Below are 23007 nucleotides of genomic sequence, written 5' to 3'. Positions count from 1 at the left end.
TTTTTATCCTTTTCAAGTGCAAAATGGGTTCAATTCAGCTAGCCTGTTAAACTAGTACTATTGAACTTGATGAATCAGGATTAAGGCTAAGTGTAATCGTTGGCTAGGGTTCATCATAAATTAACGGATGGGGAAGTTAATAACTTTGAAACGATTAAAACTAGGTTTATTGATTATATTGGGAATTGGTGTGATTGGTGGCGGTTTTGGTGCTTATCATTACCATACCAAACGGGTTGAACAAGTGCAGCAGCAAAAAATTGCTGCCAAAAAGAGACAAGCACGCCGAACAGCGCAAAAGCAACGGGCACTTGCAAAAAAGATTAAAGCCGCGACGTTTTCAAAGACTAAAAGCTCTAATGCACAGATTACAGAAATTTTGAAGACAAGTCAGTTCGTGGGGACCGCCTTAGTTGTTAAAAATAACCAGGTGATTTATCAAAAGGGTTTTGGTTACGCTAATAAGGCGCAGCAAACATTGAATGGACCGACGTCAAAATATCAAATATTGTCGATTCAAAAATCAATCACTGCCGTGGGTATTATGCGGTTAGTTCAAGCTGGTAAGTTGAAGCTAAGCGATCCGGTCAATAAATATTATCCAACCATTAAAGGTGGCACAACGACCATCCGGCAATTATTGGATATGACCACCGGTTTTCGATTGAAAGATGGGGCAACCGATCCTTTAACTGAACAACAAGTCGTTGATTACGCCGTTAAACACTTAACATTTACCCCGGAAAAATTAGGGACCTTCAACTATTCTTCCGTAAACTTTCTATTATTAGCGGGGATTATCCGTCAAATTACGGGGCAATCTTATAAGACATTTTTCAACCAACAGATTATTAAAAAGCTAGATTTGCACCAAACTGGTTTCGTGATTAATGGTCAAGGCAAAGGTGCAACGACTGGTTATCAAGCAGTGACGGGGCAAACGACGCCTACTTATGCGACCGAAGCCCCTGAAACGACCGCGCAAATGGCAAATGAACTTGGAACCGGTCAAGTTTATATGAGTGCCGGCGATTTATTCAAAACGGAACGAGCGATTGTGGATGGCAAATTGTTAACGCCTAAGAACGTGGCAATTTTGCATAAGCGTACCGCCACAGGAACATACGGCGGCGGCGTTTATAATGATCAACCAACTGCATTACGGTCACACGGGGTTGGTTATGGCTATGAATCTGGCATCCGCTTATCTAAAGATGGCAAAAACGGCGTCGTGTTATTATCCAACTATTATCGATCGACCGATACATTATTAACAGCGATGAATAAAATCTATCAGGAAATGATGAGCGGTAATTTGAAGTGACCGGTTGATTGACTTATTTTGAGGAGGTGAAGGCATGTTCGCAAAATTGAAACTCTGGTTCCAACGTCCAGTTGTTCAATTCATTGTGCTTACAGTATTCTATTTTGCTGTCATGCTTGCCCTGGTTTATTTGTACGGGTATAGCGGTATTAATCAGGCCAAGTTTATCTACAATGAATTCTAATTGAGAACGGATTAATTTGTTTTTGGGGGAGATTACTAATGATCAAAAATATAATCAGTACCATTGATGATTATGCACGGACGCAACCTGAAAAAGTGGTTTATGATGTCCAGGGCGTGACGCACACGTACGCTGAATTAAAAGCTTATTCAGATGCGTTAGCAGCTCACCTCGAGACACTAGCTTTAACACCAAAGGCACCAATTATTGTTTTCGGTGGGCAAACTTTTGAAATGATTGCCACTTTCTTAGGGGTGGTTAAAGCGGGACGCGCCTACATTCCGATTGATACGCATTCACCAAATGAACGTTTAACGATGATTAATGCGATTGCCAAGCCCGCGGCAGTAATTGCGGTTGCCGATTTGCCGACTGGTGTGGGGACGACACCTGTTATCATTCCAGATCAATTAAAGGCAATTTTTGCAACGCCCGTGCAGTACCAGCCGCAGCATGCGGTCAGTGGTGATGAGGATTATTACATCATCTTTACGTCAGGGACAACGGGGCAGCCTAAAGGGGTTGAAATTAGTCACACCAATCTATTGAGCTATGTCAATTGGATGTTAGGTGATGATTTTGGCTTACCTGAGCAACCTAAGGCGTTGTCACAACCACCGTATTCATTTGATTTATCGGTTATGGATGTGTATCCAACCTTGGCTAGCGGGGGAACCCTGTATGCCTTACCGAAAGCGGTGACGGATGACTTCAAACAACTGTTTGCGGTTTTACCAACCTTACCGATTAATGTTTGGGTTTCAACGCCCTCATTTATGGATATTTGCTTGTTAGAACCTAAATTTGATGCCAGTCATTTACCTAACCTAACGCATTTTCTGTTTTGTGGTGAGGAACTGACACATAAGACGGCCGCAACGCTCAAAGCGCGTTTTCCTGCAGCCCGGATTTTTAATACGTATGGTCCGACGGAAACTTGTGTGGCAGTGACGCAGATTGAAATTACGACTGCGGCGCTTGAAAAGTATCCGCGCTTGCCAATTGGTTATGCAAAAGCTGATACACAAATGCTGGTCGTTGATGAGGCGAATCAACCGGTTGCTGCTGGGGTTGAAGGTGAATTAGTGATTGCCGGACCTAGTGTGTCTAAAGGCTATTTGAATAATCCGGCCAAAACGGCGAAGGCCTTTTTCACCTTAGCTGGACAACGTGCCTATCATACTGGTGATATTGGGACGATGGATGCGGATGGTTTATTCCGTTACTGTGGTCGGGTAGACTTTCAGATTAAAATGAATGGCTACCGTATCGAACTAGAAGAGGTCGATCATTTTCTCGGCCAACAACAGCATATTAAGCAAGCAGTCGCAGTGCCTAAGTATAATAAGGACCACAAAGTCACACAGATGATCGCGTATGTTGTGCCTAAGGCTAATGATTTTGCCAGTGACTTTGCCCTAACGACTGCTATTAAGAAAGACTTACAAGGAATGATGATGGAATACATGATTCCGCAACGGTTTGTTTATCAAACCAGCTTGCCACTTACGCCGAACGGTAAAATTGATGTTAAGTCGATCATTAAAGAGGTTAACCCCGAATGATGTCCTTTACGTTTGATCCATATGGTAATCCCACCTATTTCATCTTACTTTTCGTTGCGTTATTACCATTGATGATTGGGTTACTTTATGGTCACCGCTCGCATATTTACGAATCAATTATTTCCTTTGTATTCTTATTGCTGACTTTTGGTGGCGTGAAGTGGCACACTGGGATTGCATTGGTAATTTACTTGGTTTACCAGATCTGTCTAGTTTGGTTGTATTCGCGGTACCGGCAACGCGCCGATTCGTCGAATAAAGGCTGGATATTTGTGGTTAGCGTCATTTTAGCGATTATTCCGTTGGCTGTGGTAAAAATCACGCCGGCCGTTTCAAAGGGCGCTAGTTCCATTATTGGGTTTTTAGGTATTTCCTATTTGACCTTCAAAGTGGTCCAAACCATTATGGAAACTCGAGATGGGACGATTAAAGAGTTCCATCCGATCTTATTCGGACAGTTTTTACTATTTTTCCCAACAATTTCTTCAGGACCGATTGACCGTTATCGTCGCTTTGTTAAAGATTATGATAGTGTGCCAACGCGCGTGAAGTATTTAGATTTAGTGGAAAAAGGGGTCCGTTACATTTTCTTGGGATTCTTGTATAAGTTTTTACTGGCTTATATTTTTGGCACGTTAATGTTACCAACGGTGGGGCATGCGGCCTTACAAGCACATGGTATTTCATGGGCCTTACTGGGTTACATGTACGTGTACAGTATGGATCTATTCTTTGACTTTGCCGGATACAGTTTGTTTGCGGTTGGGGTGAGTTATTTAATGGGGGTCGAAACCCCAATGAACTTTAACCAACCGTTCCGGTCAAAGAATATTAAAGATTTTTGGAATCGTTGGCATATGACGCTGTCATTTTGGTTCCGTGACTTTATCTATATGCGGATGGTCTTCTTCTTCATGAAACATAAAGTCTTTAAGAGCCGAATTACGACGGCTAATGTCTGCTACGTGATCAACATGTTAATCATGGGGTTCTGGCATGGTGAGACGTGGTACTACATTGCATATGGGTTATTCCATGGCTTGGCGATGGTTGCCAATGATGCTTGGTTGCGTTTTAAGAAAAAGCACCGCGAACAAATTCCACATAATAAGTTTACGGAAGGCTTCGCAATTTTCTTAACGTTTAACGTTGTTTGTTTAAGTTTCTTATTGTTCTCAGGCTTTTTAAACACTTTGTTCTTTGTTCCACGGCATTAAAAAAATAAATTAATATTAGGGGCGTAATAACAATGGATGACACAAAATCAACAGTATTATCAATTTTACAAGATTTAACGGGTGAAGATGTTTCTGGACACATGGACACGAACTTATTTGATGAAGGCATTTTAGATTCAATGGGCTCAGTTCAGTTATTATTGGAATTACAAAGTCAATTGGGTATTGAAGTCCCAGTTTCTGAATTTGAACGTAGTGAATGGGATACCCCCGAAAAAATCGTTGCTAAGGTCGAGAGCATGCAATGAGTGTTCCAAAACGCCTTTTTAAGATTTTTGGGCCAATTATTTTGGCAGCAATCTTATTATTGGCCGTTCTGCTTTCACCATTTTCATTCGGATTAAATCATGTGTCTAAAACGACCGAAAAAAAAGCGGCTGTTTCATTATCACCAAACATTTTGAAGGGTCGCTTAGTTAAACGACAAGCGCTAGATGATGGCTATGTGCCGTTCTTCGGTTCTTCAGAATGGTCACGATTTGATCCGATGCATCCATCTGTATTGGCAGACAAGTACCAGCGTAATTATCGGCCATTTTTACTGGGGGCGCGGGGGACACAGTCGTTGACCCAATACTTCGTGATGCAATCGGTAAAAAAGCAGTTAACTAATAAGAAAGCTGTCTTTGTAATTTCGCCACAATGGTTTGTCCCAAAAGGAACGCGAAAGGATGCTTTTGGGTATTATTACTCACCTTTACAAACGACCGATTGGTTACAGACGGAACAAAATACTGCCATGGATCGTTATGCGGCTAAGCGGTTATTGCAAATGCCGTCAGGTTCTTCGGACCGCGTCTTATCGGGCGCATTGGCTCGGGTAGCGGCAGGCTTAGAGCCAACTAGTGCACAACGGGCTTACATTAATTATAAAGCGCGCGTTTTGGGTAGCGAAGATGAATTCTTCTCTAAATTTGGTGTTTCTGGTAAAAACTTGAATAAAGTTGCGACGCAGGAAAAACAATTACCGGCGACTTATAATTATACGAACCTAGATGCATTGGCTGGTAAGCTTGGTCAGCAAGCCACCACTTCAAATAATTTAGAAATCAGTAATACCTTTTGGCAGACGCAGTTAAAGCGACATTACAAACGCCTTAAAGGTAGTCAAACGACTTTAGATTATACGAAGTCACCAGAATTTGCGGATTTTCAATTGGTCTTGAATCAATTTGCTAAAAATCATACTGACGTTGCCTTTATTATTCCGCCGATTAATCAAAAATGGGCGAACTATACGGGGTTATCGATGAAAATGATGACAGCTTTTGATAAAAAGATTCGTTACCAATTGACCAGTCAAGGATTTAATAACATTATTGACTTATCAAAAGATGGTCAAGAAAATTACTTCATGACTGATACCATTCACTTGGGTTGGCGCGGCTGGTTAGCAGTGGATCAGAAGTTAGATCCATTCTTAAGCAAATCAACGACAACCACTCCAAGTTATCAGATCAATGATGCTTTCTACACAAAGCAGTGGCAACAATTAAATCCGAACGCTATTAGTGCTTTTGAACAACAATAGTGTGACCAAAAAGATCTAATCCAAGCGATTAGATCTTTTTTGGCGGCTAACGGGTTAGAATGGCCGGAACAATTGTGCTTGTTGAGGTTAGTTGGTATAATTGCTAAGACTAGGAATTAGTAAGAAAGTAGGAACATACATGGATAAAGCGACAATGCAGGATCGACAAAAACATATCCGTAATTTTTCAATCGTCGCCCATATTGATCATGGTAAATCAACGTTGGCCGATCGAATTCTCGAATTAACGGATACGATTTCTAAGCGTGAGATGCAAGATCAAGTGCTCGACTCAATGGATTTGGAACGTGAACGTGGGATTACCATTAAGTTGAACGCCGTGGAATTACATTATACTGCCAAAAATGGCGAAACTTATATTTTTCATTTAATTGATACCCCCGGTCACGTGGACTTCACGTATGAAGTATCACGGAGCTTAGCGGCGTGTGAAGGGGCTGTCTTGGTCGTTGATGCTGCGCAAGGGGTTGAAGCCCAGACCTTGGCGAACGTGTATCTAGCGATTGATGATGACTTAGAAATCGTTCCAGTAATTAATAAAATTGATTTGCCATCAGCCGAACCGGAAAAAGTTCGTCAAGAAATTGAGGATGATATCGGAATTGAGGCTGATGATGCGGTCTTGGCTTCTGCTAAAGCTGGCATTGGGATTGAAGAATTGCTAGAACAAGTTGTGCATAAGATTCCAGCGCCAACTGGCGACATTGAAGCGCCCTTAAAAGCATTAGTCTTTGATTCCGTCTATGATGATTATCGTGGGGTTGTTTTAAGTATTCGGGTTCATGAAGGGGTCGTTCGCCCTGGCGATAAGATTCGGCTTATGAACAGTGGTAGTGAATATGAAGTAACCGAAGTAGGGGTCAATTCACCTAAACCAATTGCGCGTGATTTTCTAATGGCGGGTGATGTTGGTTATATTACGGCCAGCATCAAAGATATTCAAGATACGCGAGTAGGTGATACGGTTACGAATGCGGCGCATCCGACTGAAAAAGCGTTGGCAGGTTATCGGGAAATGAATCCAATGGTGTATGCCGGGATTTATCCAACTGATAATGCGAAGTTTACCGATTTACGGGAAGCATTAGAAAAGCTGAAACTCAATGATGCCGCCCTTGAATTTGAAGCAGAATCTTCACAAGCGTTAGGCTTTGGATTCCGATGTGGGTTCTTAGGCCTGTTGCACATGGATGTGGTGCAAGAGCGATTGGAACGCGAATTTAATTTAGAGTTGATTACGACGGCGCCATCAGTGACTTACCATGTTAAGTTAACGGATGGGACGGAGAAAGCTGTTGAAAATCCAGCTGACATGCCTGAAGCGTCAGCTTTAAAAGAAATTCGTGAACCATACGTTAAGGCTCAGATTATGGTTCCTAATGATTACGTTGGCGCAGTTATGGAGCTAGCACAACGGAAGCGTGGCGAATTTGATACGATGGCTTACTTGGATAATAATCGGGTAAACGTGGTCTATCATATTCCGCTATCTGAAATTATCTTTGATTTCTTTGATAAATTAAAATCCAATACACGCGGTTATGCGTCATTGGATTATGATATTGAAGGTTATCGGCCTAGCAATTTAGTTAAGATTGATATCTTATTAAATGGGGATAAGGTTGATGCTTTGAGCTTTATTGCGCATCAAGACTTTGCTGCGGCCCGTGGGCGTGAAATTACGGCTAAGTTGAAGAATATCATCCCCCGACAAAACTTTGAAATTCCAGTCCAGGCGACAATCGGTGCTAAAATTATTGCGCGGACGAATATTAAGGCTTATCGTAAAGATGTTACGGCCCATCTGTATGGTGGTGATCGGACGCGGCGGATGAAGTTACTCGAAAAACAAAAAGTTGGTAAGAAACGGATGAAGGCCGTTGGGCGGGTCGAAATCCCACAAGAAGCGTTCATGGCAGTTTTGAAAACTGATGAGGAAGAAAATCCGTCATAATGGCGGTGTTAAGGGATTCTACTTTGGTAGGGTCCTTTTTATTTTGGCCGTTTGCCAACATTTTGCCAACATTGAGAAGGACAGGGGATAAATTAGTGGGAGTTGTTGTATAGATAGATTAGTTTGGAGGGGAAATTCTATGGAAAATAAGATTCATAAAAAATATCTAATAGCTACAAAATGGTGTAAGAAAAATGATATGGCTGGTAATTGTATATTATGCAACACATGGATCAGGTGTGTATAAAGGTCAGCCTATAATTAACCTTCAATATGAAATGCGGCAAATGGTTGAAGCTGTATCTGTTATAATGCTGGTGGTCCCTTCATTGTTCAGTTTAGCAATTATGCTTGATACGTTAAGAAATCCAACGACTAAAAGAATGTTGAATTATGTCGCTGCATTTTTTGTAATAATAGTTATTTCTGCTTCAGTATTATTAGCTGTGACTACAAAACTATTGACCACTCAAGGTAATGTAACTTTTATCCTAATCTATTGTTTTATTGTTACGTTCATTATAATTGACTGTTTGAGATGGTTATTAAAAACCCTTTGAGACTGGCTTACTGATAAAAATGATTTTTCTAGTAAAGTGAATAATGGAAAGTTAAAAGTAATATGGACTGTAATTGTGGCGGTGATGGGTTGGCTGTTAATTAAAAGATAGATAGTAAATTACGCCGTGGTTGACGAGCTGACTAAGTATATCCATTACGGTCGTCCAGTAATGGCACAAAAGAGGGTTGCTTGAATTCCATCAGTGGGATAGTAGCAGCAACTATGTGATTAGTAATGAACTTTATCGCTTAATTTCTCGATTCATTGGTGTGTACAAAGACCCCAAAGGTCATGCAATTATAGTTGTTCCTAAGGAAAGGAGAAAGAAAAAATGAGTATGAAATTTCGCATGGATTCTAATGATGTCGATTTTATTAAAAAGAATTTTCCTGACATATTTAAAATTCTCTCTTGTTACTCTAATAATGATTTCAAGTATCCCTTCGTTGTGCCAGATGAAGTTGAAGAAAAGGTGAACGATATGATAACTGGAGAAATCATAGATGAATCCTATCTGCCGGGGGATGAGCCATTAACTCCGAAAGGGTTAAAACTTGATGATTTAATTTGGAAAATGTATTCATGATGTAAGACGACTAGGATCGTCTTTTTTATTATGCCTTTAGGCCTAGTTGAGCGCGCTAAAGCGTGCGAAACAAAAAACCACCCGCTATGCGGGCGGATGGCAAAATGGTTAAACCAAAACGCCCCCATCAGATTTAGAATGTAGGTGTCAGAGCCAAACATTCAAAATCGAAAGGGGACGTCAGAAATGGCGAATAAGCGAAATAGTCTTGCGCATACCAAATGGCTGTGCAAGTACCATATTGTATTCACTCCAAAGTATAGGAGAAAAATAATTTATAATCAATATCGACGTGATTTGCAAGAAGATATTCGATTACTATGCCAATACAAAGGCGTAAAAATTTTGGAAGGCCATATGATGCCGGACCATGTGCATTTATTGGTAAGTATTCCACCGAAGCTGAGTGTATCAAGTTTCATGGGGTATTTGAAAGGTAAATCAGCATTGATGATGTTTGACCAGCATGCGAATTTAAAATATAAATTTGGAAATCGACATTTCTGGTCAGTTGGTTATTATGTCAGCACAGTTGGGTTGAATGAGGCAACCATCAAGAAGTATATCCGTGATCAGGAGAAACATGATCAAGCGGAAGATCGCTTGAGTGTTCGGGAATATGAGGACCCTTTTAAGGGTCAAGGTAAGTAATACGAACACCGCTTAAAGCGGTGGCAAAAGTGACAAGAGCAGTTTGGCTTTGATACACAAAAGCCAGCGCCTTGAGACGCTGGCAAGTACATAGGGCTTATAGCCCTGGAGCAAACTACCCGTTTTACGGGTAGTTATTTGCCCTGAGGATGGTATAAAACTGCTCTTTATTGTATTGTCAAGTGGCTCCTGACGTAAAAAACGTTAGTCCATACCATCGCTAAAATTATGGCTGAAGTCGGTAAGGACAAAGTGTTAGCTACGATACTCCAGTTGAGGAAGACAAAGTACGCGATTTTTATCAGAATTAAAAAAATAAGATGTGAGTTACCCATTACGGGTTCACTCACAAGGCATTTTTACCGATTTGAAGAGAGAATTGCTAACGGAAATATAACTAATCATTTGAAAGGATGGAACTGTATAAAAGTCGATATCGATTGGTCCTATCATATTATTTAAATAAAACGATAATTAATATTGATCAAAGAGTCACTTTTAACACCAAATTATTAATAATTAAAGAACTGCCACCAGTTAAGGATACTTAGTAACAAATTTAAAAAGGATTTATTTGGCTTGCTATGACTGGAATAGTCTCTTTTTTAACCATAATTTTTTTAAAATTAGACTTGATTAATTATTAAAACAACATTAGAATGTTGCTAATCGTTAATTAGAGGAGGTCACGATGCTAATGGTAGATGCTAAACATCAAATGGGACAACGATTAGTACAACGAGAAAATCATTTTTTAGCTTCGGCGGCACGCATTAATTATTATGATTTAGTTATTGATCATGCGCAGGGGGCAATTTTGACGGATGTGGATGGGAATGACTATATTGATTTATTGGCGAGTGCTTCTGCGGTCAATGTTGGTCATACGCATCCCAAAGTGGTGCGGGCTATTCAGCAACAAGCGGAAAAGTTGATTCACTATACACCATCTTATTTTCATCATCAGCCTGAACAACAGTTGGCGGAACGGTTAGCGGCATTGGCACCTGGCGATGACCGTGAAGTGGTTTTTGGCAATTCTGGTTCAGATGCCAATGAAGCCATTATCAAATTTGCTCGTGCCTATACTGGGCGACAATACATAGTGTCTTACATGGATGCGTATCATGGCTCAACGTATGGGGCCATGACATTATCTGGCGTTAGCTTGAACATGACACGTAAAATGGGACCATTGTTACCAGGAGTGATCCATGTGCCATATCCTGATTTATATCGGCGGTTACCACATGAAAGTGAACATGCGGTCTCCATGCGATATTTTTCCGCATTTAAAGCGCCATTTGAGTCTTATTTACCGGCCGATGAAACGGCGGCCGTTTTGATTGAACCGATTCAAGGCGATGGCGGTATTCGGCAGGCTCCCGCTGAATATTTGCAGCTTGTTTATAATTTTTGTCACGCACACGGTATTTTGTTTGCGGTCGATGAAGTTAATCAGGGAATGGGTCGGACCGGAAAAATGTGGAGCGTTGAACGGTTTGAACACGTGATTCCAGATTTGATGTCCGTTGGGAAGTCGTTAGCCTCGGGGATGCCATTAAGCGCTGTAATTGGTCGACGAGATATTATGGAGAGCTTAGCGGCACCAGCCCATACCTTTACAACTGGTGCAAACCCAATCTGTTGTGCGGCCTCGTTAGCGACACTTGATGTTTTAAATACTGAACAATTATTAGCTAAGTCATTAGCAGATGGTGACTATGTGCGGCGGCAGTTTTTGAAATTACAACAACGACATCCTAAAATTGGTGATGTGCGGATGTATGGTTTGGACGGTGGGATTGAAATCGTTAAAGACGCAGTGTCCAAAACGCCGGACCCAGAATTTGCGAGTCGTGTTATCTATGCCGCTTTTCAGCATGGAGTGGTCATAATTACGCTAAAAGGCAATATTTTACGGTTTCAGCCACCGTTAGTAATCACCCGGGCCCAATTGGATACGGCACTGACCGTGTTGGATGCGGCCTTTACTGCAGCCAAAAATGATGACGTGACACTCCCAGCTGGTAAAATTGGCTGGTAACTAGGAGGTAGTTAAATGCATAATTTTTTGAAACGATTGACTTTAAAAGAAGATCCAAGCATCTATGAAGATAAAGACGCCCATCTTAAACGGGTTCTGACGGTCAAAGATTTCTTAGCACTAGGGGTGGGGACAATTGTGTCCACTTCGATTTTTACGCTACCAGGCGTAGTCGCTGCTGAGCATGCCGGCCCAGCGGTGGTGTTCTCATTTTTAGTGGCTGCGATTGTGGCGGGACTGGTTGCCTTTGCATATGCCGAAATGTCAGCGGCCATGCCATTTGCTGGTTCAGCTTATTCTTGGATTAATGTAATGTTTGGTGAATTCTTTGGCTGGATTGCCGGTTGGGCCTTGTTAGCCGAGTATTTCATTGCGCTGGCCTTTGTTGGTTCAGGGCTTTCGGCTAACTTCCGGGGGCTATTAACGCCATTAGGTGTGACCTTTCCCAAGGCGTTAGCGAATACCTTTGGGACCGATGGGGGCGTCGTTGATATTGTGGCAGTGGTCGTGATTGCCTTAGTATCTTGGTTGTTAGCCCATGGTGTCCGTGAAGCTGCTCGCGTTGAAAATGTGTTAGTGATTTTAAAAGTAATTGCCATTTTAATTTTCATTATTGTTGGGGCGACAGCACTACATGTTAATAACTACGTGCCGTTCATTCCTAAATACCAGCTAAACGCTGATGGGACTGCCTTTGGCGGTTGGCAAGGTATTTATGCCGGTGTTTCAATGATTTTCTTATCTTATATTGGTTTTGATTCCATTGCAGCTAATTCAGCGGAAGCTAAAAATCCAGGCAAAACGATGCCACGAGGGATTCTAGGTTCCTTAGCAATTGCCGTTGTGTTGTTTGTTGCAGTAGCACTGGTGTTAGTCGGGATGTTTAAATATACGTCGTATGCGAACAATGCTGAACCTGTTGGTTGGGCTTTACGCCATGCTGGTCATCCGATTGTTGCTAGTGTGATTCAGGGTATCGCGGTGATTGGGATGTTTACCGCACTCATTGGGATGACGTTGGCGGGGTCACGGTTAATTTATTCCTTTGGTCGTGATGGTATGTTGCCAAGTTGGCTTGGTAAGCTGAATAAGAATAAGCTGCCAAACAATGCGTTGCTGGCCTTAACGATTGTCGCTATTATTATTGGCGCATTTTGTCCATTTGCTTTTTTGGCACAATTGATTTCGGCCGGGACTCTAATTGCATTTATGTTTGTCTCGCTAGGTATTTACGGGTTACGGCGGCGTGAAGGGCATGATTTGCCAGTACCAGCATTTAAAATGCCGTTTTATCCAGTTTTACCTGCAATTGCCTTTTTAGGGGCCTTGTTTGTTTTCTGGGGCTTGGATATTCAAGCTAAATTGTATGCTGGAATTTGGTTCATCTTAGGATTAATCATTTACTTTGGTTATGGTATTCGGCATTCTTATTTAGGACAGCAACATACTAAAAAATAACAATTAAAAAAACTTGCTTTCGCTGGCTGAGTAGCCTGTTGAAAGCAAGTTCTTTTATTTAGCACTAAAGGCACTATTAATCAGATCTTGTTAGTGACAAATTTAATGAATCAGTCTAATTGTAGTTGACAATTAACCCCAAGCGTTGTCCATCAATGGTAGTTGCAATAAGCCATCCGTGGTTGGGTCAGTGTTACCAATAGTCTTTAATTGCCATTGACCTTGATCAGTTTTAGTCGCAACCACTTTTTTACGTTTGCCAGTAGTCGGATCTTTGTAAAAACAATTTTCATTGTCAGCGCCAATCTCACGTGCTAAAACTTGATTGGTTGTAATGTAACCATCATTAGTTTGAAAGCTTTCGATTTGTGTCACATTGGTTAGTTGCGCGTGACCACGGTGATAAATTTTTTCAACTAAAATCATGTGTGATATCCCCCTAAAAATAATAAACCCCTAATTCACTTTAGTTTAACATAGTTATTTTTCCGGTTCGGTTAATTGCGTTTAACTTTAGTAAATAAGCAAACTTTGCCAGCAATTTCTTGCGTAACCGGTTGTGAATTGATACAATAACTGTTTAAAATCTGTTATAATATTTTAAGATATGACTGAAGCGAACTTCGTTAAATTGAAGTTCTTTTTGTAAAATCAATTTCACGTTGTGAAGGAGAGATAACCGACATGTTAAAACGCACGAAACAGTTCCTGCGATCGATACATTATGAATACGATAAGACATATATCAGACCGCTTATGGTTCCCGACAGCGTTTACGTGTTGAAATTCGGTAAGGACCATCGAAATAATCGCGTGGTCGTAAAGTATAGCCATACTTGGACGGGGCGCGTGAAGATTAATGAGATTGCCTTGCGGTTGCATAAGCAAAAGCATCCTCGAATTTTCAAACACGAAGCGGATCTGGTCAAGTATTTAAATAAACATTTAACAAAAAAGACGGCTGAATAGTCGCTTTTTTATTATGTAGGTAGGTGACGGATGATGACAGAACTTACAGACTTTCTAACGGGGCGGCCCACGACAACCATCGCTGCTGACTTGTTAGGTAAACAATTACAATTAACAACTGTTGCTGGTCCACTGACCGCTTGGATTACTGAGACTGAAGCTTATTTAGGCGAACGGGACGCTGGGGCGCATGCCTTTAAAAACCATCGTACTCCTCGTAATCAAGCCTTATGGTTGGCACCGGGAACCATTTACATTTATCAGATGCGGGCACAATTCTTATTGAATTTTGTGACGCAAGCGGTTGGGACCCCACAAAGTGTCCTGATTCGAGGAATTGAACCAGTAACTGGCCTAGATCAGATGCAACGTAATCGGCCGGTCCCATTGGCTAATTTAACGAATGGTCCGGGTAAATTAATGCAAGCGTTGGGGTTGAAGCATGAGTTAAATGGGCAACCACTGAGTTCCCAGACGTTGAATCTGAGTTTGAAAATGCAACGGCGACCCCAGACGATTGCGAGTAGTGCCCGGATTGGAATTGTCAACAAGGGTGATTGGTCGACCGTCCCGTTACGTTACTATGTTGCTGGTAATCCGTTTGTTTCGCAAATGCGTAAACGAGATATTGACACGGTCAATGCAGGCTGGCAACCCCTTAAAAATTAATGGAGGCGATATTATGAAATGGACAGAAGTAACCGTAAGTACCTCAAATGAAGCTGTCGAGGCTGTTTCGAATATCTTGATGGAAGCAGGTGCGAGTGGCGTTAAGATTGATGATGCCTTGGACTATCAGAATTTGCAACCTAATCGATATGGTGAAATTATTGATTTAGATACGATTCCGCACGTGACTAGTGGCGCGTTGATTTCGGCATATTATCCTGAAACTGTGTTTGTACCAGAAATTTTGCCCACGATTAAACAACGTGTGGCCGAACTTGCTAAATTCGGCTTAAATCCTGCACCAAATGAGGTCAGTATGGTGAATCTGTCGGATGAGGCTTGGGCGACTGCTTGGAAAAAGTATTATCATCCGGTCCGGGTCACGCGGTACTTAACGATTGTTCCCAGCTGGGAAAGCTATCAACCGGTGCAACCAGGTGAATTGGTCTTAAAGTTAGATCCTGGCATGGCTTTTGGGACTGGGACGCATCCCACGACTAAATTATCGTTGCAAGCGTTAGAAACGGTGATCAATGGTGGCGAACACTTAATTGATGTTGGGACCGGGTCAGGAGTGTTAAGCATTGCGGCTAAAGCGATGGGTGTGGGTCAAGTGGAAGCTTATGATTTAGATGAAGTGGCAGTCACTGCGGCTCAGGCTAACTTGGACTTGAATCCAGTTGCAGCGGATGTTCAGGTGGCTGCCAATGATTTATTGACTGGCATTCAGACCCAGGCAGATATTATTGTCGCCAATATTTTGGCTGAAATTATTGTCCCCTTAGTGCCGCAAGCTAAGGCCAACTTGAAACGTGGGGGTTATTTTATCACCTCTGGCATCATTGATGATAAGTTCCAAGTTGTTTTAACGGCCTTAACGACGGCTGGGTTCCAAATTAAGCAACATACGCAAATGGGTGATTGGCATAGTATCGTGGCCTATTTACCAACGGCGACAGATTAGTGGAGGATGACGACGATGCAACGTTATTTTTTGACAACGGCAATTGCGACGCAAATTGGCAGTCGGTTTGCCTTAACTGGTGATCCAGTCCATCATTGGCTTAAAGTCATGCGGGCTCAAGTAGGTGACCAAGCTGAATTCGTGACCCCTAGCCAGCAAGTCGTTATCGGGCAGCTCGCTACGGTTACAGCTGAAACAGTTCAAGTTGAGGTTATGACTGTCACCATGCCACAAGTGGAACTGGCACTTAATGTGACGATTGCTTGCGGGGTTTCTAAGGGGGATAAAACCGAACAAATTGTGCAACGAGGTACTGAGCTAGGGGCAGCTAACTTTGTTTTCTTTGATAGTCAATATGCTGTGGCTAAATGGGCACCTAATAAACGTGAACGCAAACTCGCACGGTTAGCAAAAATTGCACAGTCGGCAGCGGAACAATCCCATCGGACGGTGGTTCCAACGGTGAGCTATCAGTCTAACTTAACGACGTTGGTTGCTCAAGTGCCGCATGATGCAGGTGTCGTTGCCTGGGAAGAATCGGCGAAGCACGGTGAGCGGGGCCAGTTAGTAAAAACGTTGACCAAATTACAAGCTAAACAGCGTTTATTAGCTATTTTTGGTCCTGAAGGTGGGTTAACGACGACCGAAGTGGCCGATTTGGCAACGATGGGCGTTGTTGCGGCGGGATTAGGTCCGCGAATAATGCGGGCTGAAACGGCGCCAATGTACCTCCTTAGTGCGGTTTCTTTTTGGCAGGAATTAGTGTAATTTGCCAGTTGATGGTGTACAATAAATTATTATAATTAGTAAGCAATTTATCGTAAGCGAGGGATTAGTTTGACGGAAAAATTTCGTGAATTTAGTGGTCAATATTGGTTAGTTGCGATTATCGTTGGCGTTGGCTTGCCATGGCTATTAAAGTTATTAAGCGTTAGCCGTTTTCATCAAATCGTATGGCTGTTATTTGTTTTTGATTTTTTGGTTGCCGCCATTATTGGTTGGCAGATTCGACGAACGGCTCGAACCGGTTGGCTAGTCTGGCTATTACCAGTGTTCTGTTTGCTGGGTCTATATTTATTTTTCCCCTCGTACGTTTATTACTTGGCTTTAGTGGACTTGGGGATTTCGTATTTGGGTTACGGTATGAGTCGCCCACGGTAGTCCATAAATGTAATAAGTGAGCGATAAGACACGTGGTGACAAGCTAACGTGTCTTTTTATAAAATTTGAATCTTTTGAAATCGTGGTGATAGAATGTCTAAACAACCTACCTGGACTGCGCAAGATGTGCTTGATGCGGTTCAAAAATATATGAATGCGGAACATGTTGCGTTGGTCAAACGGGCCTGTGATTTTGCGACGTATGTGCATAAAAATCAGTCGCGACAGTCTGGTGAACCTTATATTATGCATCCTATTCAGGTCGCTGGTATTTTGGCGGAACTTAAAATGGATCCGGAAACAGTAGCGTCTGGTTTTTTGCATGATGTGGTTGAAGATACTGGCGTCACTTTGGGTGATGTTGAAGAAGTCTTTGGTAAAGACGTGGCCGTCATTGTCGACGGTGTGACGAAATTGGGTAAGATTCGCTATAAATCCAACAAGGAACAACTAGCTGAAAATCATCGTAAATTGTTGTTAGCAATGTCAAAGGACATTCGCGTGATGATTGTGAAGTTAGCGGATCGGTTACATAATATGCGAACCTTACAGCATTTGCGGCCGGATAAGCAACGCCGGATTGCCAATGAAACGTTGGAAATTTATGCGCCAATTGCAGACCGATTAGGGATTAGCACGATTAAATGGGAACTAGAAGATATTTCACTTCACTATTTAAATCCACAGCAATACTATCGGATTGTGCATTTGATGAATTCGCGACGTGAAGATCGGGAAAAGTATATCGAAATTGCCATCCAAGACATTCATCAAGCTTTGCGTGATCTTAACTTACCGGATGCTGAAATCTATGGGCGACCGAAACACATTTATTCTATCTACAAAAAAATGCGTGATAAGCATAAGCAGTTTAGTCAACTCTATGATTTGCTGGCTATTCGGGTCGTGGTTGACTCGATTAAAGATTGTTATGCTGTTTTAGGGGCAATTCATACGCAATGGAAGCCGATGCCCGGGCGATTTAAAGACTATATTGCCATGCCTAAAGCTAATATGTATCAATCCTTACACACGACCGTTGTTGGTCCTGAAGGTAAGCCATTAGAGATTCAAATCCGTACTTATGAGATGCATCGGGTGGCTGAATATGGGGTTGCAGCGCACTGGGCCTACAAAGAAGGCGTGCATGATCAAGTTCAGACGACGCGTTCTGGTAATAAATTAAACTTAGTTAAGGAAATTATCGAATTACAAGATGAAAGTAAAGACGCGGCTGACTTTATGGAAGGCGTTAAAGGCGATTTATTTAGCGACCGCGTCTATGCTTTTACCCCTAAAGGTGATGTCACGGAATTGCCGAAAGGTGCTGGTCCGCTGGATATGGCTTACTCCATTCATACTGAAGTTGGCAACCATACGACTGGTGCTAAAGTCAATGGTAAAATCGTGCCGTTGGATTATCAGATTAAAAATGGGGACATTGTTGATATTTTAACGTCCACAAGTTCAACTGGGCCTAGTCGGGATTGGCAAAAATTAGTCTATACGCGACGGGCACGTAATAAAATCAAACAGTTTTTCCGTAATGCGGATCGTGAGGGAAATATCAGCACTGGTCGTGACTTGCTAGATCGACAATTACGTGATTTTGATTTCAACCCGAAAACAGTCATGACCAAAGAAAAGGTTGAAGCAGTTGCTAAAAAGATGCATTATGCAAGTGATGATGATTTGTATGCAGCTTTAGGATTTGGGGATATTCAGCCGGTAGGGATTGCTAATCGGTTAACGAGTGATGTACGGAAACAACGTGAAGCGGATCGTCAGCGAGAACGTGAGCGAGAGATTCTGGCCGAACATCATGAGGCGACGCCTAAGAAAAAGGCTAAAGATCAGCATGAGGATAAGGACAAACAAGATGACAAGCGCAAAAAAGTGTCATCATCTGGTGGGGTCATTATTCAAGGCGTTGACAACCTCTTAGTGCGATTGAGCCATTGTTGTTCGCCAATTCCTGGCGATGAAATCGTGGGGTATATCACCAAAGGTCGTGGTGTCTCGGTACACCGGGTAGACTGTCCCAATGTCAAGAACGCTGAGTCTCAGGGTGAACGGTTGATTGAAGTGGCTTGGGAAGATTCAGAAGGCGATCGGACAAACTATAACTCTGATTTAGAAATTCAAGGTTATAACCGAAATGGACTATTGAATGATGTGCTCAAAGTGGTTAACAATAATACGAAGTTTTTGACGAACGTTAATGGGAAAGTTGACCATAACAAGATGGTGATTGTTAGCGTTTCGTTAGGTGTTCGCAACTTAGCGCATTTGCAACGCATTATTGAGAGTCTTAAGAATATTCAAGATGTGTACGTTGTTGAACGGAAGCTATTCTAGGAGGTTTTTGGACGTGCGAGTTGTCTTACAACGGGTTCAAAAAGCCCAAGTAACGATTGCTGGTCAAGTTCATGGGGCCATTCAAGCTGGTTATGTGTTACTCGTCGGGTTTCGTGATGGCGATGGTCAACCAGAATTGGATTATTTAACGCATAAGATTTTAAACTTACGTGTTTTTAGTGATGACCAAGGAAAAATGAACTTGAATATCCAGCAAGTTGGTGGGGCTATTTTATCAATTTCACAATTTACCCTCTATGCGGAGACCCAACATGGCAATCGGCCTAGTTTCACCGCTGCCGGTGCCCCAGTTAGGGCTAATCAGTTGTATCATACATTTAATGAACAGCTAGCAGCAACGGGGCTTAAAGTGGCGACTGGTGAATTTGGTGCTGATATGCAAGTGGCTTTGGTGAACGATGGGCCAGTGACTATTTGTTACGATACTGAAAATAAATAAGATTAAACGTGGGACCAAGGTGAGTGATGACCGATTGGGGCCCACGTTTTTGTGAATACCAACAAACAGGTTAAGGAGTTGACAGACGATGCATGATTTTATTTGGGATTTAGATGGGACCTTATTGAACACTTATCCAGCAATGGTAGCTGCTTTTCAGCAAGCTGTGCGAGTACTAGGGGGGCAAGTGAGTGCTGATGAAACCTATCAACTGATGCGCCAACACTCGGTTGGTATGGCGGAACGAACGCTGGCTGAACGTTATGGCTGGGATTGGCAGGCGATTCGGGCCGGTTATCAGCAAGTTGAACCAACCTTACAAGTCGCCCCAAACGCGTTTGCTGGTGCTGAGCAGGTCTTAGCAAAGGTGCAAGCAGTTGGTGGTCATAATTATTTGATGACACATCGTGGAACGAGTGCGTTAACCTATTTACAGCGGGCTCACTTGACCACTTATTTTACTGATTTTGTCACGGCCGCCCAGCCTTTCCCACGCAAGCCAGACCCGGCTGCGTTGAACTATCTGTTAACGAAACATCAAGTAGACCGGTCGCAGGCAGTGATGGTTGGCGATCGCAATTTAGATATTGACGCCGGGCACAACGCTAAGATAGCTGGGTATTTATTTGATGTCGATCATCTAATTACCGTGACTAGTCATCCAGAACTGCAGGTCGATCAGTTGACGGCTTTATTACCTCGGATTAAGTAGGGTCAGTGACACAGTAAAATCCCAGTTACCGGCAAAGATGCGGCGGTAACTGGGATTTTACTGTAGGGCTTATTGATTGGCAAAGTAGGTTGATAAACCAGCGTAAACGGCGTGGGCGACTTCGTTGGGGTATTTCTTAGAACTGATGGTTTTAAAATCAGATTTATCATTGATATAACCGAGTTCCATTAACACAGCTGGAACTTGATTATCCCGAATGACTAAGAAATCACCAAATTCAGTCCCTTTATTTCTAATGGGTAACGCATCCACATCGCTACTTAGGGCATTGGCTAGCCCTAATGACGTCGACTTGTGATAGTAGTAAGTGGTAATGCCAGAGGCCTGATTCTTCTCGGCAGTGCTGTCAAAATGGAAGCTGATAAACGCATCAGCGTGTAATTTATTGGCGACGGCAGGCCGATTAGTTAGACTGACCCATTTATCAGTATCACGTGTTAAGACAACGTGAGCGCCCGCAGCGCGTAACCGTTTTGCGACGACTTTAGCAACACGGAGCGTATAGGTCTTTTCCATTTTACCTTTACTGGAGAGGGCCCCGGAATCGGAGCCGCCATGGCCGGGATCAATCACGATAGTGGCCTCAGAAATCTTAGTCGTTCTGGTGAGTTGACTGTTGTTTTCGTTAACGAGCCAACTTGCAATCCAACCAAATTTATGGTCCGCATAGCGCACGTACAGCCAGTTGTTTTTACGCCGCACAATGTGAACTTTTGTGCCCTTGGTGGTTGCGTCCGTGATGGCATAACTCATTCCAGGTCCTTGCCGGATGTTAACGTTGGCGATGTTAACAACGGCGGTATTGTGTGTGGCGAGCAGAAAGGTAAAGCCCGCGACTAAACCAATAAAAATTAGCGTGACGGTAATTTGCCGCCAAAAGCGTTTTAATACTTGCATGAGTTTCACCAACTAGTTAAATAATGACTGCTTTTTTTAGTACCAAAGTAGTATACCAAAAAAGGACCCCTTGTAACGGATTATTCCGGATAATTTTACTGGCAATAGTTGACTTTTGCTAGTATTTCGTGTAACTTTAATCATAAGTTAATAAATCGACCGCAGAGAAAGCCAGAGCATCAGGCAACGCTTTAACCAGAGACCGGTAGTGCTGAGAATTCCGGAAAGCATCCTAATGAGGAGACACTTTTGAGGTGAACGTAAAGTTCCGCCTGTGTTGAACAGACGTTATCAGTCAGTGCTCATAAAGGTGGTACCGCGCATAAAAGCGCCCTTGGATAAACAATCAAGGGCGCTTTTTTTGTCGATTTACTGAAGGAGGAAAATAAAATGAGATATCAACGGCCTAAAGGGACAGCCGATATTTTGCCCGGTGATAGTGAAAAGTGGCAATATGTTGAAGCAACAGCGCGACAAGTGTTTAAGACTTACCAGTTCAAAGAAATTCGGACGCCAATTTTTGAAAATTTTGAAGTTTTCTCACGTTCAGCGGGAGACACTTCAGATATTGTGACTAAGGAAATGTATGATTTTCATGATAAAGGAGATCGTCACATTACCTTACGGCCAGAAGGAACTGCCGGGGTCGTGCGGGCCTTTGTTGAAAATAAATTATATGGGCCACAAATTTTGAAGCCTTATAAGGTTTATTACATGGGACCAATGTATCGTTATGAACGGCCACAATCTGGTCGGCTTCGTGAGTTTCATCAACTTGGGGTGGAAGCTTTTGGGAGTGAAAGTGCAGCTTTAGATGTCGAAGTCATTGCCATGGGCTTTAATCTGTTGAAAAAATTTGGTTTGAATGACTTGAAGTTGGTGATTAATACTTTAGGTGATCAGGCCACACGTGATGCTTATCGACAAGCGTTGATTGACTATTTGGAACCTCATTTTGAAGAGTTGAGTGATGATTCTAAGGCTCGGTTACACAAGAATCCATTGCGGGTGCTCGATAGTAAGGCCCCTGAAGATCAAAAGTTTGTTGCCGCCGCACCATCGATTTTAGATTACTTAACCCCAACAGCGAAGACTCACTTTGACCAGGCTCAGCAGTTTTTAACTGCGCTAGCGATTCCGTTTGAAATTGATGCCACGATGGTTCGTGGGTTGGATTATTATAACCATACTATTTTTGAAATCATGACCAAGTCAAAAGCGTTGGGTCAAGGTTACACCACAATCTGTGCTGGGGGACGCTACAATGGGTTAGTCAAAGAACTCGGTGGTCCAGAAACGTCCGGGGTTGGTTTTGGTCTCGGTGTTGAACGGCTATTAGTATTGATGGACGCTGAACAGAGTGCTTTCCCAACTGATGATGGGTTAGACGTCTATGTCGTTGGTATTGGTGATGCAGCTAGCGCCACGACCTTGAAGTTGGTACAAGCGGTCCGGGAGGCAGGCTTAACCGCCGAACGGGATTACTTGGATCGTAAGCCTAAAGCGCAATTTAAGAGTGCTGATCGGTTGCATGCACGTTATACAATGACCGTCGGTGAGAGTGAAATTGAAGCTGGCGTTGTGAATGTCAAAGCCATGGCGACTGGGATTGAAACTCAAGTTAGCATGACTGACATTTACGCCAATGTGAAGCAAGTTTTAACTGCACAATAAT

Annotated in this window: 22 protein-coding genes; 20 read left to right on the top strand and 2 right to left on the bottom strand. The window is 42.5% G+C overall.

All coding sequences use genetic code 11. The annotated features are described in order from the left end of the window. The first annotated feature begins 145 nt into the window (after positions 1–145). The 11 genes from C5Z26_RS02925 (at position 146) to C5Z26_RS02870 (ending at position 13121) form a co-directional block, all read left to right on the top strand. A complete protein-coding gene (locus C5Z26_RS02925; protein WP_105448530.1) occupies positions 146–1324 on the top strand; it encodes a serine hydrolase domain-containing protein in 1179 nt (392 codons plus the stop codon). A 34-nt stretch (positions 1325–1358) separates the two neighbouring features. Beyond that, on the top strand, positions 1359–1508 hold the full coding sequence (locus C5Z26_RS02920) for a teichoic acid D-Ala incorporation-associated protein DltX (protein WP_105448529.1): 150 nt from the start codon (positions 1359–1361) through the stop codon (positions 1506–1508). Positions 1509–1546: 38 nt separating this feature from the next. Next, the gene (gene dltA, locus C5Z26_RS02915) at positions 1547–3073 is read left to right on the top strand and encodes a D-alanine--poly(phosphoribitol) ligase subunit DltA (protein ID WP_105448528.1); all 1527 of its coding nucleotides are present in this window, start codon (positions 1547–1549) and stop codon (positions 3071–3073) included. Then, positions 3073–4290 carry a D-alanyl-lipoteichoic acid biosynthesis protein DltB gene (gene dltB, locus C5Z26_RS02910; protein ID WP_105450117.1) on the top strand — a complete coding sequence of 406 codons (1218 nt, stop codon included), beginning with the start codon at positions 3073–3075 and terminating at the stop codon, positions 4288–4290. Before dltA ends, dltB begins: the two co-directional genes overlap by 1 nt. 32 nt (positions 4291–4322) lie before the next feature. Beyond that, a complete protein-coding gene (gene dltC / locus C5Z26_RS02905) occupies positions 4323–4559 on the top strand; it encodes a D-alanine--poly(phosphoribitol) ligase subunit DltC (protein WP_490329878.1) in 237 nt (78 codons plus the stop codon). Beyond that, complete coding sequence (gene dltD, locus C5Z26_RS02900) at positions 4556–5842, top strand: D-alanyl-lipoteichoic acid biosynthesis protein DltD (RefSeq protein ID WP_105448526.1); 1287 nt, start codon at positions 4556–4558, stop codon at positions 5840–5842. Before dltC ends, dltD begins: the two co-directional genes overlap by 4 nt. A gap of 139 nt (positions 5843–5981) precedes the next feature. Further along, entirely contained in the window at positions 5982–7817 is a 1836-nt protein-coding gene (gene lepA / locus C5Z26_RS02895; protein ID WP_105448525.1) for a translation elongation factor 4, read from the top strand. An 893-nt stretch (positions 7818–8710) separates the two neighbouring features. After that, positions 8711–8965 (top strand): hypothetical protein, encoded by a 255-nt coding sequence (locus C5Z26_RS02885; RefSeq protein WP_105448523.1) that lies wholly within the window; start codon positions 8711–8713, stop codon positions 8963–8965. Positions 8966–9151: 186 nt separating this feature from the next. After that, a complete protein-coding gene (gene tnpA / locus C5Z26_RS02880; protein ID WP_105448522.1) occupies positions 9152–9616 on the top strand; it encodes an IS200/IS605 family transposase in 465 nt (154 codons plus the stop codon). A 697-nt stretch (positions 9617–10313) separates the two neighbouring features. Continuing rightward, entirely contained in the window at positions 10314–11663 is a 1350-nt protein-coding gene (locus tag C5Z26_RS02875) for an aspartate aminotransferase family protein (protein ID WP_105448521.1), read from the top strand. Between the two features lie 15 nt (positions 11664–11678). Continuing rightward, on the top strand, positions 11679–13121 hold the full coding sequence (locus C5Z26_RS02870) for an APC family permease (RefSeq protein ID WP_105448520.1): 1443 nt from the start codon (positions 11679–11681) through the stop codon (positions 13119–13121). A 132-nt stretch (positions 13122–13253) separates the two neighbouring features. Here C5Z26_RS02870 and C5Z26_RS02865 read toward each other — a convergent pair whose 3' ends face one another. Beyond that, entirely contained in the window at positions 13254–13547 is a 294-nt protein-coding gene (locus C5Z26_RS02865) for a hypothetical protein (RefSeq protein ID WP_105448519.1), read from the bottom strand. 258 nt (positions 13548–13805) lie between these two features. Between C5Z26_RS02865 and C5Z26_RS12595 the strand changes: the two genes are divergently transcribed. From C5Z26_RS12595 to C5Z26_RS02825, 8 genes are all read left to right on the top strand, one after another. Next, positions 13806–14090, top strand: coding sequence for a hypothetical protein (locus tag C5Z26_RS12595; RefSeq protein ID WP_105448518.1), 285 nt, complete (start codon positions 13806–13808; stop codon positions 14088–14090). 33 nt (positions 14091–14123) lie between these two features. After that, positions 14124–14759: a DNA-3-methyladenine glycosylase gene (locus tag C5Z26_RS02855; RefSeq protein WP_105450116.1), complete on the top strand. Its 636-nt coding sequence runs from the start codon at positions 14124–14126 to the stop codon at positions 14757–14759. Between the two features lie 13 nt (positions 14760–14772). Beyond that, positions 14773–15723, top strand: coding sequence for a 50S ribosomal protein L11 methyltransferase (gene prmA / locus C5Z26_RS02850; protein ID WP_105448517.1), 951 nt, complete (start codon positions 14773–14775; stop codon positions 15721–15723). 15 nt (positions 15724–15738) lie between these two features. Further along, a complete protein-coding gene (locus C5Z26_RS02845; RefSeq protein ID WP_105448516.1) occupies positions 15739–16491 on the top strand; it encodes a 16S rRNA (uracil(1498)-N(3))-methyltransferase in 753 nt (250 codons plus the stop codon). A gap of 69 nt (positions 16492–16560) precedes the next feature. Beyond that, entirely contained in the window at positions 16561–16884 is a 324-nt protein-coding gene (locus tag C5Z26_RS02840; RefSeq protein ID WP_105448515.1) for a hypothetical protein, read from the top strand. Between the two features lie 93 nt (positions 16885–16977). Beyond that, the gene (locus C5Z26_RS02835) at positions 16978–19242 is read left to right on the top strand and encodes a RelA/SpoT family protein (protein ID WP_105448514.1); all 2265 of its coding nucleotides are present in this window, start codon (positions 16978–16980) and stop codon (positions 19240–19242) included. Between the two features lie 13 nt (positions 19243–19255). After that, positions 19256–19702 (top strand): D-aminoacyl-tRNA deacylase, encoded by a 447-nt coding sequence (dtd, locus tag C5Z26_RS02830; protein WP_105448513.1) that lies wholly within the window; start codon positions 19256–19258, stop codon positions 19700–19702. Positions 19703–19790: 88 nt separating this feature from the next. Then, positions 19791–20414 (top strand): HAD family hydrolase, encoded by a 624-nt coding sequence (locus tag C5Z26_RS02825; protein WP_105448512.1) that lies wholly within the window; start codon positions 19791–19793, stop codon positions 20412–20414. 69 nt (positions 20415–20483) lie between these two features. On the opposite strand, the gene C5Z26_RS02820 is transcribed toward C5Z26_RS02825, so the two are convergent. After that, positions 20484–21332 (bottom strand): N-acetylmuramoyl-L-alanine amidase family protein, encoded by an 849-nt coding sequence (locus C5Z26_RS02820; protein WP_105448511.1) that lies wholly within the window; start codon positions 21330–21332, stop codon positions 20484–20486. A 390-nt stretch (positions 21333–21722) separates the two neighbouring features. Here C5Z26_RS02820 and hisS point away from each other — a divergent pair, with 390 nt between their 5' ends. Next, a complete protein-coding gene (hisS, locus tag C5Z26_RS02815; RefSeq protein WP_105448510.1) occupies positions 21723–23006 on the top strand; it encodes a histidine--tRNA ligase in 1284 nt (427 codons plus the stop codon). Position 23007: the final 1 nt, after the last annotated feature.

Origin of the sequence: Lactobacillus sp. CBA3606 (assembly GCF_002970935.1) — a bacterium.
Classification (GTDB): domain Bacteria; phylum Bacillota; class Bacilli; order Lactobacillales; family Lactobacillaceae; genus Lactiplantibacillus.
The sequence above is the reverse complement of the archived record's forward strand: the minus strand, read 5'-3'. Positions and strand labels throughout refer to the sequence as shown.

Bases quoted from the DNA above. Each gene is read 5' to 3' on its own strand.
- C5Z26_RS02920 (WP_105448529.1), top strand. From the start codon at position 1,359: ATGTTCGCAAAATTGAAACTCTGGTTCCAACGTCCAGTTGTTCAATTC.
- dltA (WP_105448528.1), top strand. From the start codon at position 1,547: ATGATCAAAAATATAATCAGTACCATTGATGATTATGCACGGACGCAA.
- dltB (WP_105450117.1), top strand. From the start codon at position 3,073: ATGTCCTTTACGTTTGATCCATATGGTAATCCCACCTATTTCATCTTA.
- dltC (WP_490329878.1), top strand. From the start codon at position 4,323: ATGGATGACACAAAATCAACAGTATTATCAATTTTACAAGATTTAACG.
- dltD (WP_105448526.1), top strand. From the start codon at position 4,556: ATGAGTGTTCCAAAACGCCTTTTTAAGATTTTTGGGCCAATTATTTTG.
- lepA (WP_105448525.1), top strand. From the start codon at position 5,982: ATGGATAAAGCGACAATGCAGGATCGACAAAAACATATCCGTAATTTT.
- C5Z26_RS02885 (WP_105448523.1), top strand. From the start codon at position 8,711: ATGAGTATGAAATTTCGCATGGATTCTAATGATGTCGATTTTATTAAA.
- tnpA (WP_105448522.1), top strand. From the start codon at position 9,152: ATGGCGAATAAGCGAAATAGTCTTGCGCATACCAAATGGCTGTGCAAG.
- C5Z26_RS02875 (WP_105448521.1), top strand. From the start codon at position 10,314: ATGGTAGATGCTAAACATCAAATGGGACAACGATTAGTACAACGAGAA.
- C5Z26_RS02870 (WP_105448520.1), top strand. From the start codon at position 11,679: ATGCATAATTTTTTGAAACGATTGACTTTAAAAGAAGATCCAAGCATC.
- C5Z26_RS02865 (WP_105448519.1), bottom strand. From the start codon at position 13,547: ATGATTTTAGTTGAAAAAATTTATCACCGTGGTCACGCGCAACTAACC.
- C5Z26_RS12595 (WP_105448518.1), top strand. From the start codon at position 13,806: ATGTTAAAACGCACGAAACAGTTCCTGCGATCGATACATTATGAATAC.
- C5Z26_RS02855 (WP_105450116.1), top strand. From the start codon at position 14,124: ATGACAGAACTTACAGACTTTCTAACGGGGCGGCCCACGACAACCATC.
- prmA (WP_105448517.1), top strand. From the start codon at position 14,773: ATGAAATGGACAGAAGTAACCGTAAGTACCTCAAATGAAGCTGTCGAG.
- C5Z26_RS02845 (WP_105448516.1), top strand. From the start codon at position 15,739: ATGCAACGTTATTTTTTGACAACGGCAATTGCGACGCAAATTGGCAGT.
- C5Z26_RS02835 (WP_105448514.1), top strand. From the start codon at position 16,978: ATGTCTAAACAACCTACCTGGACTGCGCAAGATGTGCTTGATGCGGTT.
- C5Z26_RS02825 (WP_105448512.1), top strand. From the start codon at position 19,791: ATGCATGATTTTATTTGGGATTTAGATGGGACCTTATTGAACACTTAT.
- C5Z26_RS02820 (WP_105448511.1), bottom strand. From the start codon at position 21,332: ATGCAAGTATTAAAACGCTTTTGGCGGCAAATTACCGTCACGCTAATT.
- hisS (WP_105448510.1), top strand. From the start codon at position 21,723: ATGAGATATCAACGGCCTAAAGGGACAGCCGATATTTTGCCCGGTGAT.